Raw genomic sequence first — 18944 nt, forward strand, 5'->3', positions numbered from 1 at the left:
CGCGCCAAGTCTGTTGATTTACAGATTTAATCCGGCGGGTGTTGACAGCATTACAGCCAAGCAGGCACAAATTGACCGACACTTCCTTTCCTCCCTCGGAAGATCCATTTTCCGACCCGTCGAAGCTGATTTACAACGCAGCAAGCCAAGGAGTCGAGATGACCGCGGATGCCCCCTCCTCGAAGACCCCGGCCTTCAGCGCTGGCGTGGCCGTCAAGGGGCCGTGGCACCCCGATTACGCCGAGGTCCTCACCCCGGCCGCCCTCGATTTCGTCGCCCGCCTCGCCCGCGCCTTCGGCGAACGCCGTGAAGCCCTCCTGGAGCGCCGCAAGACGGTCCAGGCGTCCTGGCGCAAGGGCGAGCGTCCCCACTTCCTGCCGGAAACGAAGGCCATCCGGGACGGCCACTGGACGGTGGCTCCCCTGCCTCCGGACCTCCAGGACCGCCGCGTCGAAATCACCGGCCCCGTGGACCGGAAGATGATCATCAACGCGCTCAACTCCGGCGCGAACGTCTTCATGGCGGACTTCGAGGACGCCAACAGCCCCACCTGGGACAACGTCGTCCGCGGCCAGCTCAACCTCCGCGACGCCGTCCGCCGCCGCATCTCCTTCACCGCCGACGGCGGCAAGCACTACGCCCTCAACGAGAAGCCCGCCGTCCTCTTCGTGCGTCCTCGCGGCTGGCACCTGCCCGAGCGCCACGTCGAAATCGACGGCAAGCCCATCTCCGGCTCCCTCTTCGACTTCGGCCTCTTCTTCTTCCACAACGTCCGCGAGCAGCTCGCGCGGAACACCGGCCCCTACTTCTACCTGCCGAAGATGCAGAGCCACCTGGAGGCCCGCCTCTGGAACGACGTGTTCCTGCTCGCCCAGGACACCCTCGGAATCCCCCGCGGCACCATCAAGGCCACCGTCCTCATCGAAACGCTCCCCGCCGCCTTCGAGATGGACGAAATCCTCCACGAGCTGCGCGAGCACTCCGCCGGCCTCAACTGCGGCCGCTGGGACTACATCTTCAGCTTCATCAAGACGCTCCAGTCCGACACCAGCGTCGTCCTCCCGGACCGCGGCCAGGTCACCATGGACAAGGCGTTCCTCAACGCCTACTCCCAACTGCTCATCCAGACCTGCCACCGCCGCAACGTCCACGCCATGGGCGGCATGGCCGCGTTCATCCCCATCAAGGGTGACGCCGCCGCCAACGAGGCCGTCCTCGAGAAGGTCCGCGCCGACAAGCTGCGCGAGGTGAAGAACGGCCACGACGGGACGTGGGTCGCCCACCCCGGCCTCGTCGCCCTCGCGCGCGACATCTTCGACGCGAACATGAAGGGCGAAAACCAGCTCTCCAACAAGCGCGAGGACGTCCGCATCACCGAGGCCGACCTGCTCAAGGTCCCCTCCGGCACGCGCACCGAAGAGGGCCTGCGCCACAACCTCCGCGTCGGCATCCAATACACCGCCGCCTGGCTGGGCGGCCTGGGCTGCGTGCCCCTCTACAACCTGATGGAGGACGCGGCCACCGCCGAAATCTCCCGCGCCCAGGTCTGGCAGTGGATTCACCACGGCGCCCCGCTCGACGACGGCCGCAAGGTGACCACCGCGCTGTTCCAGACGCTGCTCGCCGAGGAGATGGCCGAGCTGGAGCGCGAAGGCGTCCAGCAGCGCTACGGCGCCGACCACGTGACGCGCGCCCGCGAACTCTTCGAGCGCCTGTCCACCGCCTCCACCTTCGAGGACTTCCTCACCCTGCCCGCCTACGCGGCGCTGGATGCCACTCGCTGAAACCTTTCGTTCTTCTTCAACCCTTCACCGCCGCACCGAGGAGCCTGCGATGTACGACGCCACCACGACGACCCCGGATGCCACTCCCCACGCCAAGCTCCACGCTCGACGCTTCGAGGGCATCACCCGCAACTACACCGACAAGGACGTGCTGAAGCTGCGTGGCACCCTGCCCATCAGCTACACGCTGGCGGAAGTCGGCGCGAAGCGGCTGTGGGAGCTGCTCCACACCGAGGACTACATCAACGCGCTCGGCTCGCTCACCGGCAACCAGGCCGTGCAGATGGTCCGCGCGGGCCTGAAGGCCATCTACCTCTCCGGCTGGCAGGTCGCCGCCGACGCCAACTCCGCCGGGCAGATGTACCCGGACCAGAGCCTCTACCCGGTGGACAGCGTCCCCACCGTGGTGAAGAAGATCAACAACGCCCTGCGCCGCGCGGACCAGATCGACCACGCCGAGGGCAAGAGCGACCGCTACTGGTTCGCCCCCATCATCGCCGACGCCGAGGCCGGCTTCGGCGGCCCGCTCAACGCCTTCGAGCTGATGAAGAGCATGATTGAAGCCGGCGCCGCGGGCGTCCACTTCGAGGACCAGCTCGCCAGCGAGAAGAAGTGCGGCCACATGGGCGGCAAGGTCCTGGTGCCCACCAACCACTTCATCCGCACCCTCACCGCCGCGCGCCTCGCCGCCGACGTCATGGGCGTGCCCACCCTGCTCGTCGCCCGCACGGACGCCGACAGCGCTAAGCTGCTGATGAGCGACTCGGACGAGTACGACCACGCCTTCATCGACCGCAAGAACGGCCGCACCTCCGAGGGCTTCTACCGCCTCAACGGCGGCCTCGACTGCGCCATCGCCCGCGGCCTCGCCTACGCGCCCTTCGCGGACCTGGTGTGGTGCGAGACCAGCACCCCGGACCTCGCCCAGGCCAAGAAGTTCGCCGAGTCCATCCGCGCGAAGTTCCCCAACAAGATGCTGGCCTACAACTGCTCGCCGTCCTTCAACTGGAAGAAGAACCTGGACGACGCCACCATCGCCAAGTTCCAGCGTGAGCTGGGCGCCATGGGTTACAAGTTCCAGTTCGTCACCCTGGCCGGCTTCCACGCGCTGAACCACTCGATGTACGAGCTGGCCCGCAAGTACAAGGACCGCGGCATGGCGGCCTACAGCGAGTTCCAGCAGGGCGAGTTCGGCTCGGAGAAGGACGGCTACACCGCCACGCGTCACCAGCGCGAGGTCGGCACCGGCTACTTCGACCAGGTCGCCGAGGTCATCTCCGGCGGCTCCGCCAGCACCCTGGCCCTGCACGAGTCCACCGAGGCCCACCAGTTCTAATCGGGCGCCTTTTTCGCTGATCCATCCGAAGGCCGTGGACCTGGGGCACCCTGCCCGTAAGTCCGCGGCCTTCGGTCGTTTTTCTGGCCAGCGGGCAGGCTCCGCGCGCCTGGACGCAACTTCCCGGGGCTTCGGGCGATAATGTGTGCAGACCTCCGAGAATCGCGCTTCGTGCGCCCTCGGTTTGCCAAGGAGCCCACCATGAGCCGCATCAACAACCTCACCGGTCCTCGGGTCCAGGTCCCCACGCCGCAGGCCAACGCCGCGGCCTCGCGCGCGGGCTTCGGCGCGGTGATGCAGCAGCACAACAACAACATGATGTCGGCGGCGAACCGCCCGGGTGATCCGCTGATGTCCACGGGCGGTCTCGTGGTGCAGTCGGCGCTCAACTCCGTGGGCGGCTCCTCGCACGGCGGGCTGCTGAACTCCTACCTGTCGGCCGTGGGCCGTCCCCCCGTCGCCAAGGACGCCAGCTCCGCGGACGGCGCGCAGGCCGCGTCCACGCCGGCGGCGGGCTCCAAGGAGGCGGAGGAGCAGAAGGTGATGATGGAGTTGGCGGAGCTGTCCGCCGCGACGCTGAGCAACTCCATCTTCCACATGGGCAACCGCACGAAGGTGTCGCTGGATTAGTCGCTAGCGCTTCTTCGTCGTCTTGCGCTCGGCGCGCTTGAGGTACTCGGCGCGCTGGCCCTGCTGGAGGTCCCCGGCGCCATCATACGGATGGCCCACCTCCGTGCGCTGACCGCCGTCCTGCCCCGTGATGTCGTTGAGGAACTCGGCGCGCCCCTCGGCGGGCACCCGGTCTCCATCCGCCTCCGGGTCCTTCTGCTTCTCGGGGTCCAGGGGGATTCCGAGCGGCGTCTGGAGATACTCCTTCGGGTCCATGGGGTCGCTCCTTCGAGGGTGCACTCAGCCCGTGACTCGAAGGTGGGGACGACGGGACGCTTCGCGCAGCCAGAGAGCCAGCGAGCAGCCCCCCGTCACCTCAGTTGAGGTACTTCGGGCGAGGAGGCGTCGCGGGCTGCTGACGCATCATCTCCAGGCCCTGGCGCGTGAGGATGAAGCGCACCACGCCGGAGCCGCGCTCCGTCTCGATGTCCGCCTCGAAGGCAGGACCGGCGATGCCGCCGAGCGCCACGTCCTTGCGCAGGTTGCGCACCTTGCCGCTCAGCATGTCCCCGGCGACGTCCTTCGCGCCCTCGCCTCGCTCGTGCAGTTCGTACGCCGTCTGGTGCAGCGTCATGGCGAGCGAGGGCGTCAGCGGCTGGGAGCTGAAGAGGACGGAGATGAGCAACCAGTAGGGAGGGGTCTCGTCGGAGGACATCGCGCACCCATCCTAAGCGCCTGAGCGCTCGCGGGCCCGAGGAAGTGACGCGGGCAAGGGACGCTAGCCCGCCCGGGGCCTTCGTCGCGAGGCGATGCCCTCCGCCAGCGCCACCTGCTGCTTCCAGTGGCCATACAGCCGGCCCTGGGAGGCGAGCGTGTCCAGCTTGCGCTGCGTCTCCTCATCCACCCGCCCTGGCGCGGCGTCGCGATAGGGCGTGCCGGGCAGCGGCATGAAGGTGTGTCCGTGGACGCGCGCGCCCAGCTTCCCCAGCTTTTCCATCAGGGAGACCGTGGCCTCCACGTCCTCGGGCGTCTCGCCGGGGAGGCCGAGGATGAAGTCCACGTTGGGCACGAAGCCGCCCTCCACCGCGAGCCACGTGGCGCGCACCACCGTCTCCACGTCATGGCCGCGGCGCGTGGCCTGGAGGATGCGCTCGGAGCCGGACTGCCCTCCGATGATGAGGTTGTCGTTGTGGACGTAGCGCTTGAGGACCGCGAGCGCCTCCGGTGTGATGTGCTCGGGACGGACCTCCGAGGGGAAGGTGCCGTAGTACACCCGCCCATCGGGAGCCATGGCCTCGCGCACGGCGGCGAGCAGCTCCTCCACGGCGGCCAGGTTCATCGTCTCGTCGGCGGTGCCGTAGGACATGGACGTGGGCGTGATGAAGCGGATGTCCCGCCGCCCCGAGCGCCGCAGCTCGCGGGCCCAGTGCGCGATGTTGGCCACGGAGCGATGGCGGAAGCGCGCCTTGCTCATGAAGGGCGTCTGGCAGAAGCGGCACGCGTAGATGCAGCCGCGCGTAATCTCGATGGCGCCAAACATGGCGTGACGGGCCGCGAAGGGAGGGAAGTCGTCGAGCTTCACGCCCTCGCCCCGGCCGTGCTGCACCAGCTTGCCGTCCTTCAGGTGGGCCACGCCGTGCGTGTCACGCGGGTCTTCTCCGCGCTGCACGCGCCCGAGCAGCTCGCGCAGCGAGTACTCGCCTTCCCCAATCGCGATGAGGTCGAAGCCGGCCTGGAGCGTCTGGACGGGCTCGGCCGTCGCGTGGACTCCGCCCGCGATGCAGAGGACGGAGCGGCCCTCCAGTCGCTCGCGCACCCACGCGAGTTCCTCCGCGGAGACGGCGAAGCTGGCGGAGTAGAAGGACCACGCGGCCACCACGGTGTCGCCCGCGTCGGCGCGCTCCTTCACGGTGGAGAGCAGGGTCTCCCTGTCGCGAGGGAAGAACAGCTTCACGTCCGCGAGCGCGGGGTCGGATTCGACGGCGCCCGCCAGCACGGTGAAGGCGTACTTGCCCGGGTACTGATAGCTGAGGACGAGCGAGATGGGACGGTGCGGCACCATGAGCGTCCACCATGATGCCACATGGCCCCAGCCGCGAGGACTCCGAGAGAGCAGGCGACTCAGCGCGCGGAGGGCGCGGGCCGGACGAGGTCGAGCACCTTGCCGGTGAACTCGGAGAACTCCAGGGCCTCGTCGGGAACGCGCTCATCGGAGTCCGACATGCGCACGGCCACGAGGTCGTACTTCGGCAGCACGAGGACACGCTGTCCGCCCTGGCCAATCGCCGCGAAGCCGCTGGGCGGGCCCTCCACGTTCTGTTTGAAGTTGTAGGGAGCGGACTTCTCCATGAAGTCAGTGAGCAGGGAGGCGTCTCCCAGCTTCTCCACGAACGTGGCCAGGAACACGCCCTGCGGAACGGGGCGGTCCGCGAGGTCCCGCAGCCGGGCCAGCGGCGCCTCGGGGAAGCCGTTGCGCCGAGCCTGCTCCAGCATGTCCGTACCGAGCGTGACGGACATGCCCTGCTCGTAGAGGAGCCACCAGAGCAGTCCCGCAGTGGGCGTGTGCGGCTGAGAGGGAGCACCGCCCAACGCCTGGATGTACGACGCGCTCAGGACACGCTGGCCCTTCCACGTGCCGCCCTGGAGCAGCATCTGCCCCACCTTGGCGAAATCCACGGGATGGAGCTGCAGGCCCGCCATGCCCACGGGGTTGCCCGACGGGTCCTTGTCCCAGCGGAAGTCGCGGATGCCGAGCGGAGTGAAGAGCTTCCGCGCGAGATACACATCCATCTTCTCGCCCGACGCGCGCTCCACGATGCCCGCGACGAGATTGGTGGCCTTGTTGTTGTACGCGTGCTTGCTGCCGGGCTCGTCCACCACCTCGGAGTCCAGCGCGTAGCGCACGAAGTCCTTGGACTCGTAGATGTCGAAGGCGGTGCGATTCGAGGCAAGCCCCGACGTGTGATTGAGCAGGTGCTTCAGCGTCACCTTGCCCTTGAGGCCGTCCTTCCACTCGGGGAAGAAGGTGGAGACCGGGGTGTCCACGGACGGAATCTTCCCCTCGTCTATGAGCAGGCCGATGGCCAGCGCCACCATGCCCTTGGTGGCGGACATGGCCTCGATGCGATGCGTCTCGCCGCCGAAGTACCACTCCCCCACCAGCTTGCCGTGACGCAGCAGCACGAGTCCTGCGGAGCCCGACTTCTCGGCGGCCTTCAGCAGCTCCGCCAACGCGGGTTCGGACAGTCCCGCTTCGCGCGGAGAGCTTCGCTCCAGTCCAGCGCCCACGCCCCAGGCGTGCCGAGCCTCCAGCGCGTTCTTCCGGGCGCGCTCCACCAACGCGTCGTAACCCGGCAGTGTGCGCAGCGAGGCCAGCGCCTTGGCGTGAAGCAGGCCCGCCGGGTCGGCCAGTCCCTTGTCGAGCGCCCGCTCCAACCAGGTCATGGCCATGGCCGTATCGCCCGAAGCAGCGGCCATGCCCGCGGCGGCGCGAGCCACCTCCTCGAACTGGTGTCCCGCGTCCCAAACCTGTCGCAGCTCGGCGTGCCCCTTCGCCGCGTCCCCCTCGTGCTGGGCCATCCAGGCCCGCGTCATCGCGGCGCTGGCCTCTGGAGAAGACACCGTCGAGGCGGCAACGGTCGACGGAGGAGAGGCCGGCTGGGAGTGGGCGCAAGCCAGCAGCGCGCAGAGCGGCAGGAACAGGGCACGTCGTGACACGAAGGACTCCAGGAGAGCGACGGGGGTGTGGGGTACCGCGACAACCAGGTGCCTGGCTGGCGAGAGAACGCTTCGCCTTCCGTCGCATTTCATTACGCCGTGTAAAGGGACACACGGACGTGTCCCCTGGCGCGCGCCCCCTCGGCCGTGTTCCTGGAGGACGTCAGCCGACGGAGGACGCGAGAAGTTCCCACGCGGCGCGTACGTGTCGCTCCTGCGTCATCGAAGCCCCGATGGCCATCCGCAGCACATAGCGAGCAGGCGCCCCCTCCACCGCATGCAGCACGGTGTGTGAGAGGAACATCTTGCCCGAGGCATTCACCCGCTCCAGCAGCTCCCGGTTGCGTGCGTCCGTGGCCTGAGGAGGCTCGCCAGGCAGCGGCTTCAAGCGGAAGCACACCAGTGACAGGGAGCGGGGCACGGCCACCTCGAAGCGCTCGTCCTCGGACACCCACGACTCGAAGCGCTCCCCCAGCCGCACGTGCTCACGGATGTGGGCCCGCAGGCCCTTCGCGCCATAGTGACGCAGCACGAACCACAGCTTCAGCGCACGGAAGCGGCGCCCCAGCGGCACCTGCCAGTCGCGGTAGTCGATGACGGCGCCGCTCGCGCTCGCGGCGTTGCGCAGGTACTCGGGCGTCACGCTGAGCGCATCGAGCAGCGCCTTCCTGTCGCGCGTGTAGAAGGCGTTGCAGTCGAAGTTGGTGAGCAGCCACTTGTGCGGATTGAACGCGAGCGAGTCCACCCCGGACATGCCATCGAGCAGGTCCCGGTGCTCGGGGCACACCAGCGCCGCGCCCGCCCAGGCCGCGTCGACATGCAGCCAACCGCCCGACGCACGCATGGGCGTGCGGGCCATCACCTCGCCCACCGCGCGAACCGGGTCCGCGGCGCCCGACGACGTGCTCCCCACGGTGGCGCACACGAAGAAGGGCACGCGCCCCGCATCGAGGTCCTCGCGGATGGCGCGCTCCAGCAGTTCCGGCCGCATCCCGTAGCGGGCACTCGTCTCGATGAGCCGCACATGCGTCGTGTCCTCGGCGCCATGGGCCACTCCGCACAACATGGCCGCCTTGAGCACGGAGGAGTGCGCCTGCGTGGACGCATAGGCCACCCACTCGGAATCAGCGGGAGCACCGTGACGACGGGCGCGCTCGCGAGCGGCCACCATGGCGACGAGCGTGGCCTCGCTCGCGGTGCCCTGGATGACGCTGCCCCCGGTGGCGGAGGTGGAACGGAAGTCCTCGAGCAGGCCCGTCAGCTCCGCGAGCCAGTCGAGCACGCGCGTCTCCAGCTCCGTCGCGGCGGGACTGGTGGACCAGAGCATTCCCTGCACACCCAGGCCCGCGGACAGCAGCTCTCCGAGTACGGCGGGCCCGGAGGCATTCGCCGGGAAGTACGCGAAGAAGGACGGTGACTGCCAATGCGTGAGCCCCGGCAGGATGATGTCCTCCAGGTCCTTGAAGATGCCTTCCCAGCCGGCCTCACCCGCGAGCCCCTCCTCGGGAGGATGCTCGGGCAGCTTCGATGCGACGCCACCAGGCGCCACCTGGGAGCGCACCGGGAAGGACTCCAGCCGCGCCTGATAGTCGGCAATCCAGTCCACCATCCGGTGACCGAGCTTCCGGAACTCCTCCGGGCTCAGGTGGGGCACGCCTCCATCACCGCCAGTCGAGTCATCGCGCATGCGCGGTTCCTGACACGGGCCCCGTGAAGCTTCAAGCGACGCACAGCGCCATCCTTTCAGGAAATGCACTTATTCACGTTTTCCCAACATTGATATGGGAAGAGTCATGGTTTGCTCGGGGCATGACTCCAGACACCACGAGACGTGCTCCGATGTTTCGAGGGCTCGGCCTGTACGGCGTGCTCGCGCTGACCTTCGCCGCGCTGTGCTGGCCCACACAGGCCCACGCGCAGGCGTGGTCCCTGACGAGCGCACAGCGGCAGGCGTTCCTCCAGTACTACGCGCCCGTCATCCTCAAGCGCGGCAACGGGAACGATGGGCGGCACGGCTATGACTGGGTGACGAACTTCGACTTCGACCGGGATGGGAACTTCTCGAACAACAAACTGAACTGGAAGCAGATCCCCCAGTACGTCGACGCGTCTCGTACAGGCCCCAGCGCCTATGACGGTTGGCGCATCCGGCCGACGCTGTACACGTCGCTCATCGAGTTCATGGACGGAGGCAAGAACCTCGTCCTCATCTACCACGTGTATCACGCGCTCGATAAGAACGCGGCCGGGGACTACCAGCTCCACGACTGGGAGCGGGTGGAGTTGCTCATCCAGAACGTGGTGGGCAACCCGGGCAGTGGTGAGTCCGTTGCTTACGGAGTGGTGACGCAGCACAAGCGCAACGTCGTGCGCCGGGCGGGGCACGTGGACCTGAACCTCATGCAGACGGCCACGGGCAAGCACCTGCTCATCTGGCAGGCGGAGTGGTCCGACAAGCTGGCGGCGGCGCATGGGCAGGAGCTGCGCTTCTGCACGGACCCCTATTCGTTCTTCGCGGGCCGAATGGCGAGCGCGGGCAAGGCGGAGGCCGGGGTCAACAACGATGGTAGGAAGAACGTGCACTACGCCTTCGTGCCGGAGGGCTCGGCGGACGCGGTGGCGGCGTTCGGCGCGCGGGCGCTCACGTATGCGACGGCGGACGCGCTGGCGAGCCGCTACGACAACGGGAAGACCGTCACCTGGCCCAACGTGAAGCGAATCACGTATGAGCTTCAGGACCTCGCGGACATCCTGCCCACGCACTGGCAATACGGCGGCTACACGACGCACTGGAAGGACACGTCCCCCATCGACTTCTGGCTGGAGAGCGCCATCGTCAACGAGGCGGGACAGGCGGAGGTGAGCGCGGGGATGCAGCGCTTCTTCCCGCAGACGCGAGACATCGAGAACGAGGATGACCGCGAGGGCTACATCGCGAAGAAGTGGCTGCTGGGCACGTTCGAGCTGAACGACAGCGCGTCCGACTTCGGCGGGGGTGGCTCGAACGCGTTCCACGACAATGCCTATGCCAGCAGCGTGGCGGACTCTCGCGGCCAGACTCGGGCGAGCGCGAGCGGCTACGGCACGTCACCGGGTTCCTTCTGGTGGCAGCACGACTACTTCGTGCACACGGGCTTCACGGACTCGAAGGATGGCGTGGAGCATGGCTTCTGGCTGCCGGGCGCGTGGTACTCGCCGACGAGCGGTGGCTTCGACGGACGCTGGGTCCAGCTTTTCGAAGACAGGCCCGGCCTGGAATCAGGGCAGCGCTGAGCCGAGCCACTTCACTCGGCCACGACACCCCGCCGCACCAGCTCGCGGAAGAAGCGCGCGGCCGGGTCGGCGTGGGTGCGCTCGTGCCAGCACATCGAGATTCTGACGGAATGTGAGGGATGCGGCGCGTCGACCGGATGCACCGTGAGACGCGCGCCGTGCTCGTGTACGAGCGACTCTGGCAACGTCGCGACCAGGTCGGTCGCGGCGACGACCGCCGCCGCCGCCGTGAACGTGGGCACCGTCATGACGACCTCCCGCGGGATGCCCGCACGTGCGTAGGCGGCTCCAACGGCGTCACCGAAGCCCTTTCCCGGCACCATCTCCACGCGGACATGCCGGAGTCCCCCCAGCGCCCGTGCCGACTGGCGCTTGCCCAGCACCGGGTGCCCTCGGCGAGCCACGAGCACGGTGCGCTCCGTCAACAACGGCTCGAAGTGCAGACCCGCCCCCTGTCCCGCCACGCCCAGGTGCAAATCCACCTGCCCCGACCCCAGGTCCCCCAGCGAGACGAGGGAATCGATACCGACCACGCTCAGGCGCGCGTTCGGTAGCTCCTTGCGCATCAGCGCCGCGATTCGCGGCACCCACGTGAGCTGTCCCGCATCGGCGATGGCCAGGGTGAAGGTCTGCTTGCACCGCAGCGGCTCGAAAGGGACTTCATGGAGCGCGAGCTCCATCTCTCGAAGCCCACGGCCAATGGCGGGGGCCAGCGCGAGCGCTCTCGGCGTGGGGACGATGCCACGTCCCTTCCGCGTCACGAGTGGGTCCCCGAGCAGGGCGCGGAGCCGGGCCAGACTGTTGCTGATGGCCGACGGCGTGACATGGAGCCGCTCGGACGCGCGCACCACGCTGCGCTCGGTGAGCACGGTGTGGAGGACCAGGAGGAGATTGAGGTCGATGGCCCCTATCTGAATGCTCATGGCTCGTGAGGTTACTGCTCACGAATCATCACGGCCAGGAAGGTCTCACCGGCCGCATATTGGGCGCATGCACAGACTGCTCGGCTGGCTCGTCACCGGCACGCTCATCGCGTGCCACACGTCTCCACCTGTCCTTCCCCAGCGCACGCCCATGCCCACCACCCACCAGGCCCCCGTCCTCGACTCCTTCATCTCCTACCGAGAGGAGGGCACCGGCTCGCCCATCGTGTTCCTCCACGGCAACCCCACGTCTTCGTACGTGTGGCGCAACGTGACTCCACAGCTCGCCGACCGGGGCCGCTGCCTCGCGCCCGACCTCATCGGGATGGGGAGCTCTGGCAAGCCCGACATCGCCTATCGCTTCGCGGACCACACGCGGTACCTCGACGCCTGGTTCGACGCGCTCGACCTGCGCGACGTCGTGCTCGTCGGCTACGACTGGGGCGGAGTGCTCGCCCTGGACTGGGCCTCGCGACATCCGGACCGCGTGCGCGGCGTCGTGGTCTTCGAGACATTCTTCCGGTCGATGAACTGGAGCGACTCGACGCCACAGGGTGAGCAACTGTTCCGCGCGCTGCGTACGCCCGGCGTCGGCGAGAAGATGGTGCTGGAGCAGAACGAGTTCCTCGCACGCTCCCTCGCCAATGGCGTCAAGACGGGCCTCACCGAGAGCGCCCGCGAGGCCTACTACGCCCCCTACCCCAATGCCGCGTCACGGCGCCCCATGCTTCAGTGGCCGCGTGAGCTTCCCATCGAAGGAGAACCCGCCGATGTCATCGCCGTCATCGAGCGCTATGACGCGTGGCTTGCCCATCCCTCCGTGAAGCCCGCACTCCTCCTGACGTTCGGGGACACCGGCCTGAGCGCGCCGAAAGTCATCGAGTGGGTACGCAAGTCCCTCCCGGGCCTCGAAATCGTTCCGCTCCCCCCGGCGGGACACCACGCGCCGGAGGACGCGCCCGACGACATCGCCCGCGCGCTCCGAAGCTGGCTCGACCGTCACGGCTGGTGAGCCCCATCGCGACGTGTGACTCGACTTGCACGCCAGCACCTCGAATGCTGGCGTACACACGCCGCTTCAGCGCAGGTCGAGCAGTCCCGCGTCGGTGACCTTCTCGAGGTTCGTCAACCAAGCCGACTCGTCCGTGTCGTTGTCGTAGACCGTGATGACACCGCCTCTCGCGTACAAGAGGAGCGTTCGCCCGTCCTCGCTGATGTCGTGCACCCCCTCCATACCTTGAGCCTTCAGCTCACGGACCTCATCCCCGTCGAGCGAGTACTCATACAGTTGGGAAACGCCGGTGGAGAAGTAGTTGCTCTCGATGAAGTACGCCGTCCTGCGCCGCGCGCTCGCCGCCGCGATTCCGAAGCCGCTGCAGTACGTCTCATGGGTCCGCCAGACCTTCTCCTGACCGGTGCGCAGGTCGAGGCGACGATAGGTGGCCGAGTCCGCACCTTCGCAGTTCATACCCTCGTCCTGCGTCCCCTCTCGGTAGAAGATCATCGAGTCCCCGAGCACCACGGGTGTCAGCAGGCCCTTCCGCTTCTGTTTCATGGGGGAGCCCAGCTTCCAGGGCTTCGTGCCCGTGGGGTCCAGCGTGGCGACCCGGACTCCGCCACGCTCGTGCCTCACCACGGTGCGCGACTCCCCCAGGACCAGGTCATTGCTCGCGGTGTCCGTCACATGCGCGGGCAACACGCGAACGCCCTCCGGCTTGGGCCCGAAGCTCCAACTCCACCAGTCCGCGGTGGTCAAGGTCCCGTTGGCGACGAGCACACGAGAGCCGTCTGCCGTGAACAACTCGGGACGCTGCGAGTGCTGGACCTGATTGCTGGTCCACTGCGCCGGGACTCCGGGGGTGATGGCCACGACGCCCTCCAGGTCCCCCATCACGAGCAGGTTGCCCTCCTTGGCGCGACCCGCTTTGTCGGTGGGCACCTCGACCTTCCGACCCGACAGCGTCATGCTCACCAGTCGAGTCGTACCGATATCCCCGCTGACCGAAACACCCATCGCCCAGCGTCCCGTGGGTGGATGCACGGCGAGGTACCAGAACGAGCACGGCTCGGTCTCCCGAAACAACTTGCCCTTGTCGGGCCCGGCCAGCATCCGGTGTTCCTCGACCTGTTCGCAGTCCGCGAGGGTTCGGGAGCCCTGCGAATCGATAGAGAGGACCTTCCCAGGGACCAGGGCAATCAGTGGCACCGGGGACACGGTGGCATCGGGAGACACAGGAGTTTCGGCCCACGCCGTCGCGGACGTGGCCAGCAGTGCGGAGAGCACCGTGCCGCGCAAGATGTCGTGCATGCGCCTGATGACGGACGCACCTGCGCTGTATTCACCATGCGTGTGATTGTTCCACCGGAGCGGTCGCGCGCCCCGGGGTTCAGCGCACGCCGCGCGGCCCCTTCGGCGCCCGGGGTCGCCGCGCACCGGGCAGGTCCGCGAACAACCGGTCCGCGAGTTCCTTCAGGGCCAGCGGGTCATCGCCACCGAGCCGCAGCGTCAGCCGCGCGGGGTTCTCATCGAACTGGGCATGCACACAGAGCGGCCCCGCCTGCAAACAGGCCACGCGGCCCAGCAATGGCAGGACAGGCACGAACCCGGCGCTTCGCAGCAGCGCCACGGCCCGCGGCAACACCCCGCTTCCCTCGCAGCCCTGGGTCACCACTTCGTGGTGCGCACGGCAGCTCAGCTCGAAGTGACTGAACACGCTCGTGGTAATGCGTTCGCCGAAGGTCTCGTGGGACTCGACGGGCAATTGCAAGTCGAGCGAAACACCCTGCTCCAGCATCACGAGCGGCACGTCATCATCCTCGGCGCGCCGCAGGTCGAGGTGGTGGCCATACAACGCCACCTGCGACTCGTCGGTTTCGAGGGCCACGGGGAAGAATCGGCTCAACAGCGCGTCGTCGTCCTCACCGAGCCGCTCGGCGATGGCGGAGAAGCGGTGGTCCTGCGTGGCGCCAAATGGGCAGTAGTCGTTGCTGCTGCCTCCCATCCGCCGCAGGAACTCCACATAGCACTCAGGCAGGGTGACGCCCCGGTCCGTGGCCAGGGTCGCGATGGCGGCGTCCGGCACCCCCTCCAGCCGGGACAGGAACACCGGGTCGCGCTGCCGGATGAACTCGAACACCAGGGGCCAATCCATGAGAGGGTTTCTCCTGAGCAGCACGCCAACCGGACACGGAGCAACGGCTTCAGGCTTCGCTCGCCACGGCGACGTCCTGCTCCAACGCCTCCCGGACCTCCTGGAGCGCCCCCAGCGCGGTCTTCAGTGACGCCACGGACACCCGGCCTCCCACCTTGTTCGCCCAGGCCAGTTGACGCGCCTCCACCTCGCGCAGCCGCTCGCGCCCCTTCGTCGTCAGGGCGATGAGCTTGGCCCGGCGGTGGTGCGGGTTGTCCTGGTACTCGACCAGCCCGTCGGCCTCCAGCGCGTCCGCCGTCTGCTGCACGCTCTGCCGGGTCAATCCAATGGTGCGCGCCACGTTCGCCACCGGCGTCGGCTCATGGTCCACCACACCCAGCACCTGCCAACGCGCGCTCGTCAGCCCCGACGGCTCGGAGAGGCGCTCACCCGCCGCGAGCAGCAGGCCGTTGTTCCGGAAGATTTCGAGCACCAGGTCCGTGAACGTCGACCCGGCCGTCGTGTATTTCGCCATGGACAGAAGGCTGTCTGATTGACAGATGACTGTCAATCAACCGCGTCTCCCGCGCTTCCGAAACTCCCGTGAATTTCTGGAGGCCCGTGACGTCCCAGGAGCGCACCCACGCCTCCAGGAGCCCGTGATGCTTCGTGCCCTCGCCGGACTTCTTCCCCTGTGTCTGCTCGCCACCGCCTGCGGAACCTCGGCTCGACAGCAGGCGCTGCTGGAGCGCCGGGAGGCCATCCGCGCTTCCAATGACGCCTTCGCCGCCGAGGAGTTCGCCCACTACCGGGGCAAGAGCGGCTTCCAGGAGACCCGCTGGGGCATGTCCCCCGACGAGGTCCGCGCGCTCCATCCCGAGGCCCGGACGACGTCGTCCCAGGGCGACCTTCGCGTCACCACCCGCGTCACGGACCGCCTGGCGACGGTGGACTTCAGATTCACGCTGAACAAGCTCGCCACCGTGTCGCTGCGCTTCGACACCGACGCGCCCCTGCGCGAGGACTTCGGTGCGCTCTCGGAGCTGCTGAGCATGAAGTATGGCGCGCCCACCTCGCGTCGGGACACGGCCGAGGACGCGGACGAGCGCCTGCGCATGGCGGAGTCCTACAACCTGAGCCTGGGCGAGGGCACGAGTTTCTCCCGGACCACCGGGGACGACCACGCCTACGAGGAGCGGCGTCGCATCGAGGCGCTCGCGGCCAGGACGGACTACCAGTTGGAGAAGACGTGGAAGGACTCGGAGACGAAGCTCCAGCTCTCCGGTTGGCAGCAGCCCGACTCCAAGCGGCTCACCCTGGATTATGTGAGCCGCTACCTCGAGCCCCACCTGAGCAAGCGCTCCGAGACCCAGGACCTGGACCTGGAGCTCAAGCGCGCGCAGGCCCAGGAGCTGTGAGCGCGGACCCAGGACTCGGGAGCTTCAGCGGCGAGCCCCCGAGTCCGCGTCGATGAGCACAGCGTCCCAGCGCGAGCCTCAAGAGCGCCGGCGACGCACCCAGGCCAGGCCCATCAACCCCAGGAGCGCGAGCCCCGCGAGCGGCCCGCCAGCGCTGTTGCAGCCTGCGGCCTCCCCGTCCGTGCCATCGGGAGTCACACCCGTGGGAGGCAGCACTCCGCCGGGTCCCTCCTCCGGCAACGTGCCCGCATCGCTCCCAGGCGGAGTGCCCGCGTCCGTGGGCTCCTCCGGTTCCGGGTCGACCGGCGGACCCGCGTCCACCGTGGGCGTGCCCGCGTCCGTCGGGGGAGGAGGGCCCGCGTCCACCGTGGGCGTCCCCGCATCCGCGGGAGGAGGTGTGCCCGCATCCGGCGTGGGCGTGGGCGTCGCATCCAGCACGTCCGCCAGCGTCGTCGCCTGGATGAAACCGTCGTGGTACAGCACGCCCACCGGCTTCACCGTGTCGCTGCGATACAGGCCCAGCTTCAGATAGTTGTTCTGGCCCGCGTACATCGTCACGGCGCTCTTCTTCGCCAACACCTTCTCCTTGTTGTGCCAGAGCTCCACGAAGCCCGTGCTCGCCTTGGAGGACCACTTCACGTGCAGGATGAACTCGTGCCACACGCCGCGCTGGAGCTTGCCGCGCCATGGAATGGTGGAGTCGTAGTTGAGCGCCATGCGAATCTCCTCGCCGCGCACGTAGAACTCCAGCGGCGGTGAGCCGCAGCACCCGTCATGGTGCCACTGCGTGAAGAGCTGCCACGTGTCCACGCTGGGGAAGTCCGCCGCGAACATCACCTTCCAGCGGTAGAAATACTCGGAGCCCTCCTTCTCCTTGCCCTGGTACACCAGCTCATTGCGATTGCCGCTGGAGTTGATGGGGTCGTCGCCCTGCTTCACGGTGACCTTGAGCGCGTACTTGCCCTCCGCCACCGGGTTCGTCACCACCAACAACCGGTCCGAGCTCACCACCTGCTCGCTCGAGTATTGCGAGCGGTTGCCCGTCTCGAAGTCACCGCGCCACACGACTCCGGCGAACGCCAGACTGGGGAGCATCCACATCGCAAGCATTCCAGGAACAAAGACTCTCAATGGCACGTGTCCTTGCGAAGGTTTGAAAGCCAACGGTCGACACACGGTAGCCGAAACCATTCCACGCTTCATTCCCCCCACCGTTTCTTCCCACTCGCCTGACAACAGGGCGAGCGTCCAGTCAGGGGGTTGGACGTTTGATATATGTTTCACCCCGCGCGAGCCCGTGCGTGGGCCACGCGTGCCTGCCAGGGCGGATAGTTCACCTAATGACTCAGCGCGTCACGCGAGGAAACAAGCGAGGGTGAGCTGACCGCCGGCAGGTGGTGTGGTGTATGGTCCCCACCCCTTCCGGCGCCCATTCCAGGGGCGTCCCGGGTGCACCCATGCTTGTCCTGCGTGACGTCCAGAAGACCGACCTGGCCGGCCTCAAGCGGCTCGCCGCCGTGCTCAACACGGTGAACCTGCCGAACAACGAGGAGACGCTCGAGAACATCATCGACAAGTCGGTGAAGAGCTTCGCCGGGAAGGTGAAGAACCCCTTCGAGCGGGAGTACCTCTTCGTCCTCGAGGACGTGCGCAACGGGCTCATCATCGGCACGTCGATGATCATCGCCCAGCACGGCACGTACGAGGCGCCGCACATCTATTACGAGGTGAGCGAGCGGGAGCACTACTCCGCCTCCCTGGAGCGGCACCTGCGGCACAAGGTGCTGTCCATCGCCTACAACTACGAGGGCCCCACCGAAATCGGCGGCCTCGTGGTGGACCCGCCGTACCGGGCCACGCCGGACAAGCCCGGCAAGCAGCTGTCCTACGTGCGCTTCCTCTTCCTCGCCATGCACCGCCGGCTGTTCCGCCCGCGCGTGCTGGCGGAGCTGCTCCCGCCCCTGCTCCCCGACGGGCGGAGCCTCTTGTGGGAGGCGTGCGGCAAGAAGTTCACCGGCCTGACGTACCTGGAGGCGGACCGCCTCAGCCGGCAGAACAAGGAGTTCATCAAGGAGCTGTTCCCCGCGTCGGACATCTACGCGTCGCTCTTCCCGGACCGCGTGCAGAAGGTGCTGGGCGAGGTGGGGCCGCAGACGCGCGGCGTGCAGCGCATGCTGGAGCGCATCGGCTTCCGGTACGTGGAGCGCATCGACCCGTTCGACGGCGGACCGCACTTCGAGGCCAACACCTCCGACGTGTCGCTGGTGCGCAAGTACCGCACGGTGAAGCTCGCGGACGAGGACTTCGAGATGGAGGGGGACGACATCCTCGTCGCCTACGAGCGCGAGTCCGGTCGCAACCGCTTCCGCTCGGTGCGCTGCCAGGCCCGGCTCGACAACACGGTGGCCTACCTGCCCGCCCGCGCCAAGGAAATCCTCGGCGCCGACGCGGGCGCGAAGCTGTCCATCATCCCCTTCGAATAACCCGCGCCCGGCTCACGGTCGGCGCACCACCCGGTGCGCCCCGCGCAAGAGCGCCAACCACCGCGCACCAGCCTCCAGCGCCGGGCCGCGCGCCTCCGCGAGCGCCAGCGCCAGGTGCGTGTCCGCGCGGACGTCATCCAACGACGTGGGGTCCAAATCCAGCGTACCCCCGCCCACCAGCGCCACGCGCACCCAGGCGTGCGGCCGGGCCGGCCCTCCGTCCACCACCAGCAGTCCGTGCACCAGGGCCACCTTCACACCCTTCTCCCG

17 protein-coding genes and 1 pseudogene are annotated in these 18944 nt (G+C 67.9%); 7 read left to right on the top strand and 11 right to left on the bottom strand.

Annotation, left to right across the window (positions count from 1 at the left end):
* The first annotated feature begins 158 nt into the window (after positions 1-158).
* From aceB to HR086_RS30820, 3 genes are all read left to right on the top strand, one after another.
* Positions 159-1784 carry a malate synthase A gene (aceB, locus tag HR086_RS30810; protein ID WP_174467424.1) on the top strand — a complete coding sequence of 542 codons (1626 nt, stop codon included), beginning with the start codon at positions 159-161 and terminating at the stop codon, positions 1782-1784.
* A 49-nt stretch (positions 1785-1833) separates the two neighbouring features.
* Positions 1834-3120 (top strand): isocitrate lyase, encoded by a 1287-nt coding sequence (aceA, locus tag HR086_RS30815; RefSeq protein ID WP_174457883.1) that lies wholly within the window; start codon positions 1834-1836, stop codon positions 3118-3120.
* A gap of 201 nt (positions 3121-3321) precedes the next feature.
* The gene (locus HR086_RS30820; protein WP_141647273.1) at positions 3322-3750 is read left to right on the top strand and encodes a hypothetical protein; all 429 of its coding nucleotides are present in this window, start codon (positions 3322-3324) and stop codon (positions 3748-3750) included.
* Positions 3751-3753: 3 nt separating this feature from the next.
* Here HR086_RS30820 and HR086_RS30825 read toward each other — a convergent pair whose 3' ends face one another.
* The 5 genes from HR086_RS30825 to HR086_RS30845 form a co-directional block, all read right to left on the bottom strand.
* Complete coding sequence (locus HR086_RS30825) at positions 3754-4005, bottom strand: hypothetical protein (RefSeq protein WP_141647274.1); 252 nt, start codon at positions 4003-4005, stop codon at positions 3754-3756.
* A 100-nt stretch (positions 4006-4105) separates the two neighbouring features.
* Positions 4106-4444, bottom strand: a complete 339-nt coding sequence (locus HR086_RS30830) for a hypothetical protein (protein ID WP_141647275.1) — start codon at positions 4442-4444, stop codon at positions 4106-4108.
* Between the two features lie 63 nt (positions 4445-4507).
* The gene (locus tag HR086_RS30835) at positions 4508-5791 is read right to left on the bottom strand and encodes a TIGR04013 family B12-binding domain/radical SAM domain-containing protein (protein ID WP_174467425.1); all 1284 of its coding nucleotides are present in this window, start codon (positions 5789-5791) and stop codon (positions 4508-4510) included.
* Positions 5792-5850: 59 nt separating this feature from the next.
* Positions 5851-7446 carry a serine hydrolase domain-containing protein gene (locus HR086_RS30840; RefSeq protein WP_371817348.1) on the bottom strand — a complete coding sequence of 532 codons (1596 nt, stop codon included), beginning with the start codon at positions 7444-7446 and terminating at the stop codon, positions 5851-5853.
* Positions 7447-7609: 163 nt separating this feature from the next.
* Complete coding sequence (locus HR086_RS30845) at positions 7610-9133, bottom strand: pyridoxal-dependent decarboxylase (RefSeq protein ID WP_174457880.1); 1524 nt, start codon at positions 9131-9133, stop codon at positions 7610-7612.
* 152 nt (positions 9134-9285) lie between these two features.
* On the opposite strand from HR086_RS30845, the gene HR086_RS30850 reads away from it, so the two are divergent.
* Complete coding sequence (locus tag HR086_RS30850; RefSeq protein WP_254626539.1) at positions 9286-10719, top strand: hypothetical protein; 1434 nt, start codon at positions 9286-9288, stop codon at positions 10717-10719.
* A gap of 11 nt (positions 10720-10730) precedes the next feature.
* Here HR086_RS30850 and HR086_RS30855 read toward each other — a convergent pair whose 3' ends face one another.
* Entirely contained in the window at positions 10731-11642 is a 912-nt protein-coding gene (locus tag HR086_RS30855) for a LysR family transcriptional regulator (protein ID WP_174467427.1), read from the bottom strand.
* A gap of 67 nt (positions 11643-11709) precedes the next feature.
* Between HR086_RS30855 and HR086_RS30860 the strand changes: the two genes are divergently transcribed.
* Positions 11710-12654, top strand: a complete 945-nt coding sequence (locus HR086_RS30860) for a haloalkane dehalogenase (protein WP_254626540.1) — start codon at positions 11710-11712, stop codon at positions 12652-12654.
* A gap of 66 nt (positions 12655-12720) precedes the next feature.
* Here HR086_RS30860 and HR086_RS30865 read toward each other — a convergent pair whose 3' ends face one another.
* From HR086_RS30865 to HR086_RS30875, 3 genes are all read right to left on the bottom strand, one after another.
* A complete protein-coding gene (locus tag HR086_RS30865; RefSeq protein WP_174467428.1) occupies positions 12721-13950 on the bottom strand; it encodes a hypothetical protein in 1230 nt (409 codons plus the stop codon).
* Positions 13951-14029: 79 nt separating this feature from the next.
* Positions 14030-14794 carry an SMI1/KNR4 family protein gene (locus HR086_RS30870; RefSeq protein WP_174467429.1) on the bottom strand — a complete coding sequence of 255 codons (765 nt, stop codon included), beginning with the start codon at positions 14792-14794 and terminating at the stop codon, positions 14030-14032.
* A gap of 49 nt (positions 14795-14843) precedes the next feature.
* On the bottom strand, positions 14844-15308 hold the full coding sequence (locus tag HR086_RS30875) for a MarR family winged helix-turn-helix transcriptional regulator (RefSeq protein WP_174457873.1): 465 nt from the start codon (positions 15306-15308) through the stop codon (positions 14844-14846).
* A 127-nt stretch (positions 15309-15435) separates the two neighbouring features.
* Here HR086_RS30875 and HR086_RS30880 point away from each other — a divergent pair, with 127 nt between their 5' ends.
* Positions 15436-16191, top strand: coding sequence for a hypothetical protein (locus tag HR086_RS30880; RefSeq protein WP_174467430.1), 756 nt, complete (start codon positions 15436-15438; stop codon positions 16189-16191).
* A 78-nt stretch (positions 16192-16269) separates the two neighbouring features.
* Here HR086_RS30880 and HR086_RS30885 read toward each other — a convergent pair whose 3' ends face one another.
* Positions 16270-17292, bottom strand: a complete 1023-nt coding sequence (locus HR086_RS30885) for a polysaccharide lyase (protein ID WP_254626541.1) — start codon at positions 17290-17292, stop codon at positions 16270-16272.
* Positions 17293-17648: 356 nt separating this feature from the next.
* On the opposite strand from HR086_RS30885, the gene HR086_RS30890 reads away from it, so the two are divergent.
* A complete protein-coding gene (locus tag HR086_RS30890) occupies positions 17649-18674 on the top strand; it encodes an arginine N-succinyltransferase (RefSeq protein WP_141647287.1) in 1026 nt (341 codons plus the stop codon).
* Between the two features lie 12 nt (positions 18675-18686).
* On the opposite strand, the pseudogene HR086_RS30895 reads toward HR086_RS30890, so the two are convergent.
* A pseudogene (locus HR086_RS30895) lies at positions 18687-18944 on the bottom strand (transglutaminase domain-containing protein); the annotation flags it as partial.

The organism is Myxococcus sp. CA039A, from assembly GCF_013336645.1.
GTDB classification, from domain to species: Bacteria; Myxococcota; Myxococcia; order Myxococcales; family Myxococcaceae; genus Myxococcus; species Myxococcus llanfairpwllgwyngyllgogerychwyrndrobwllllantysiliogogogochensis.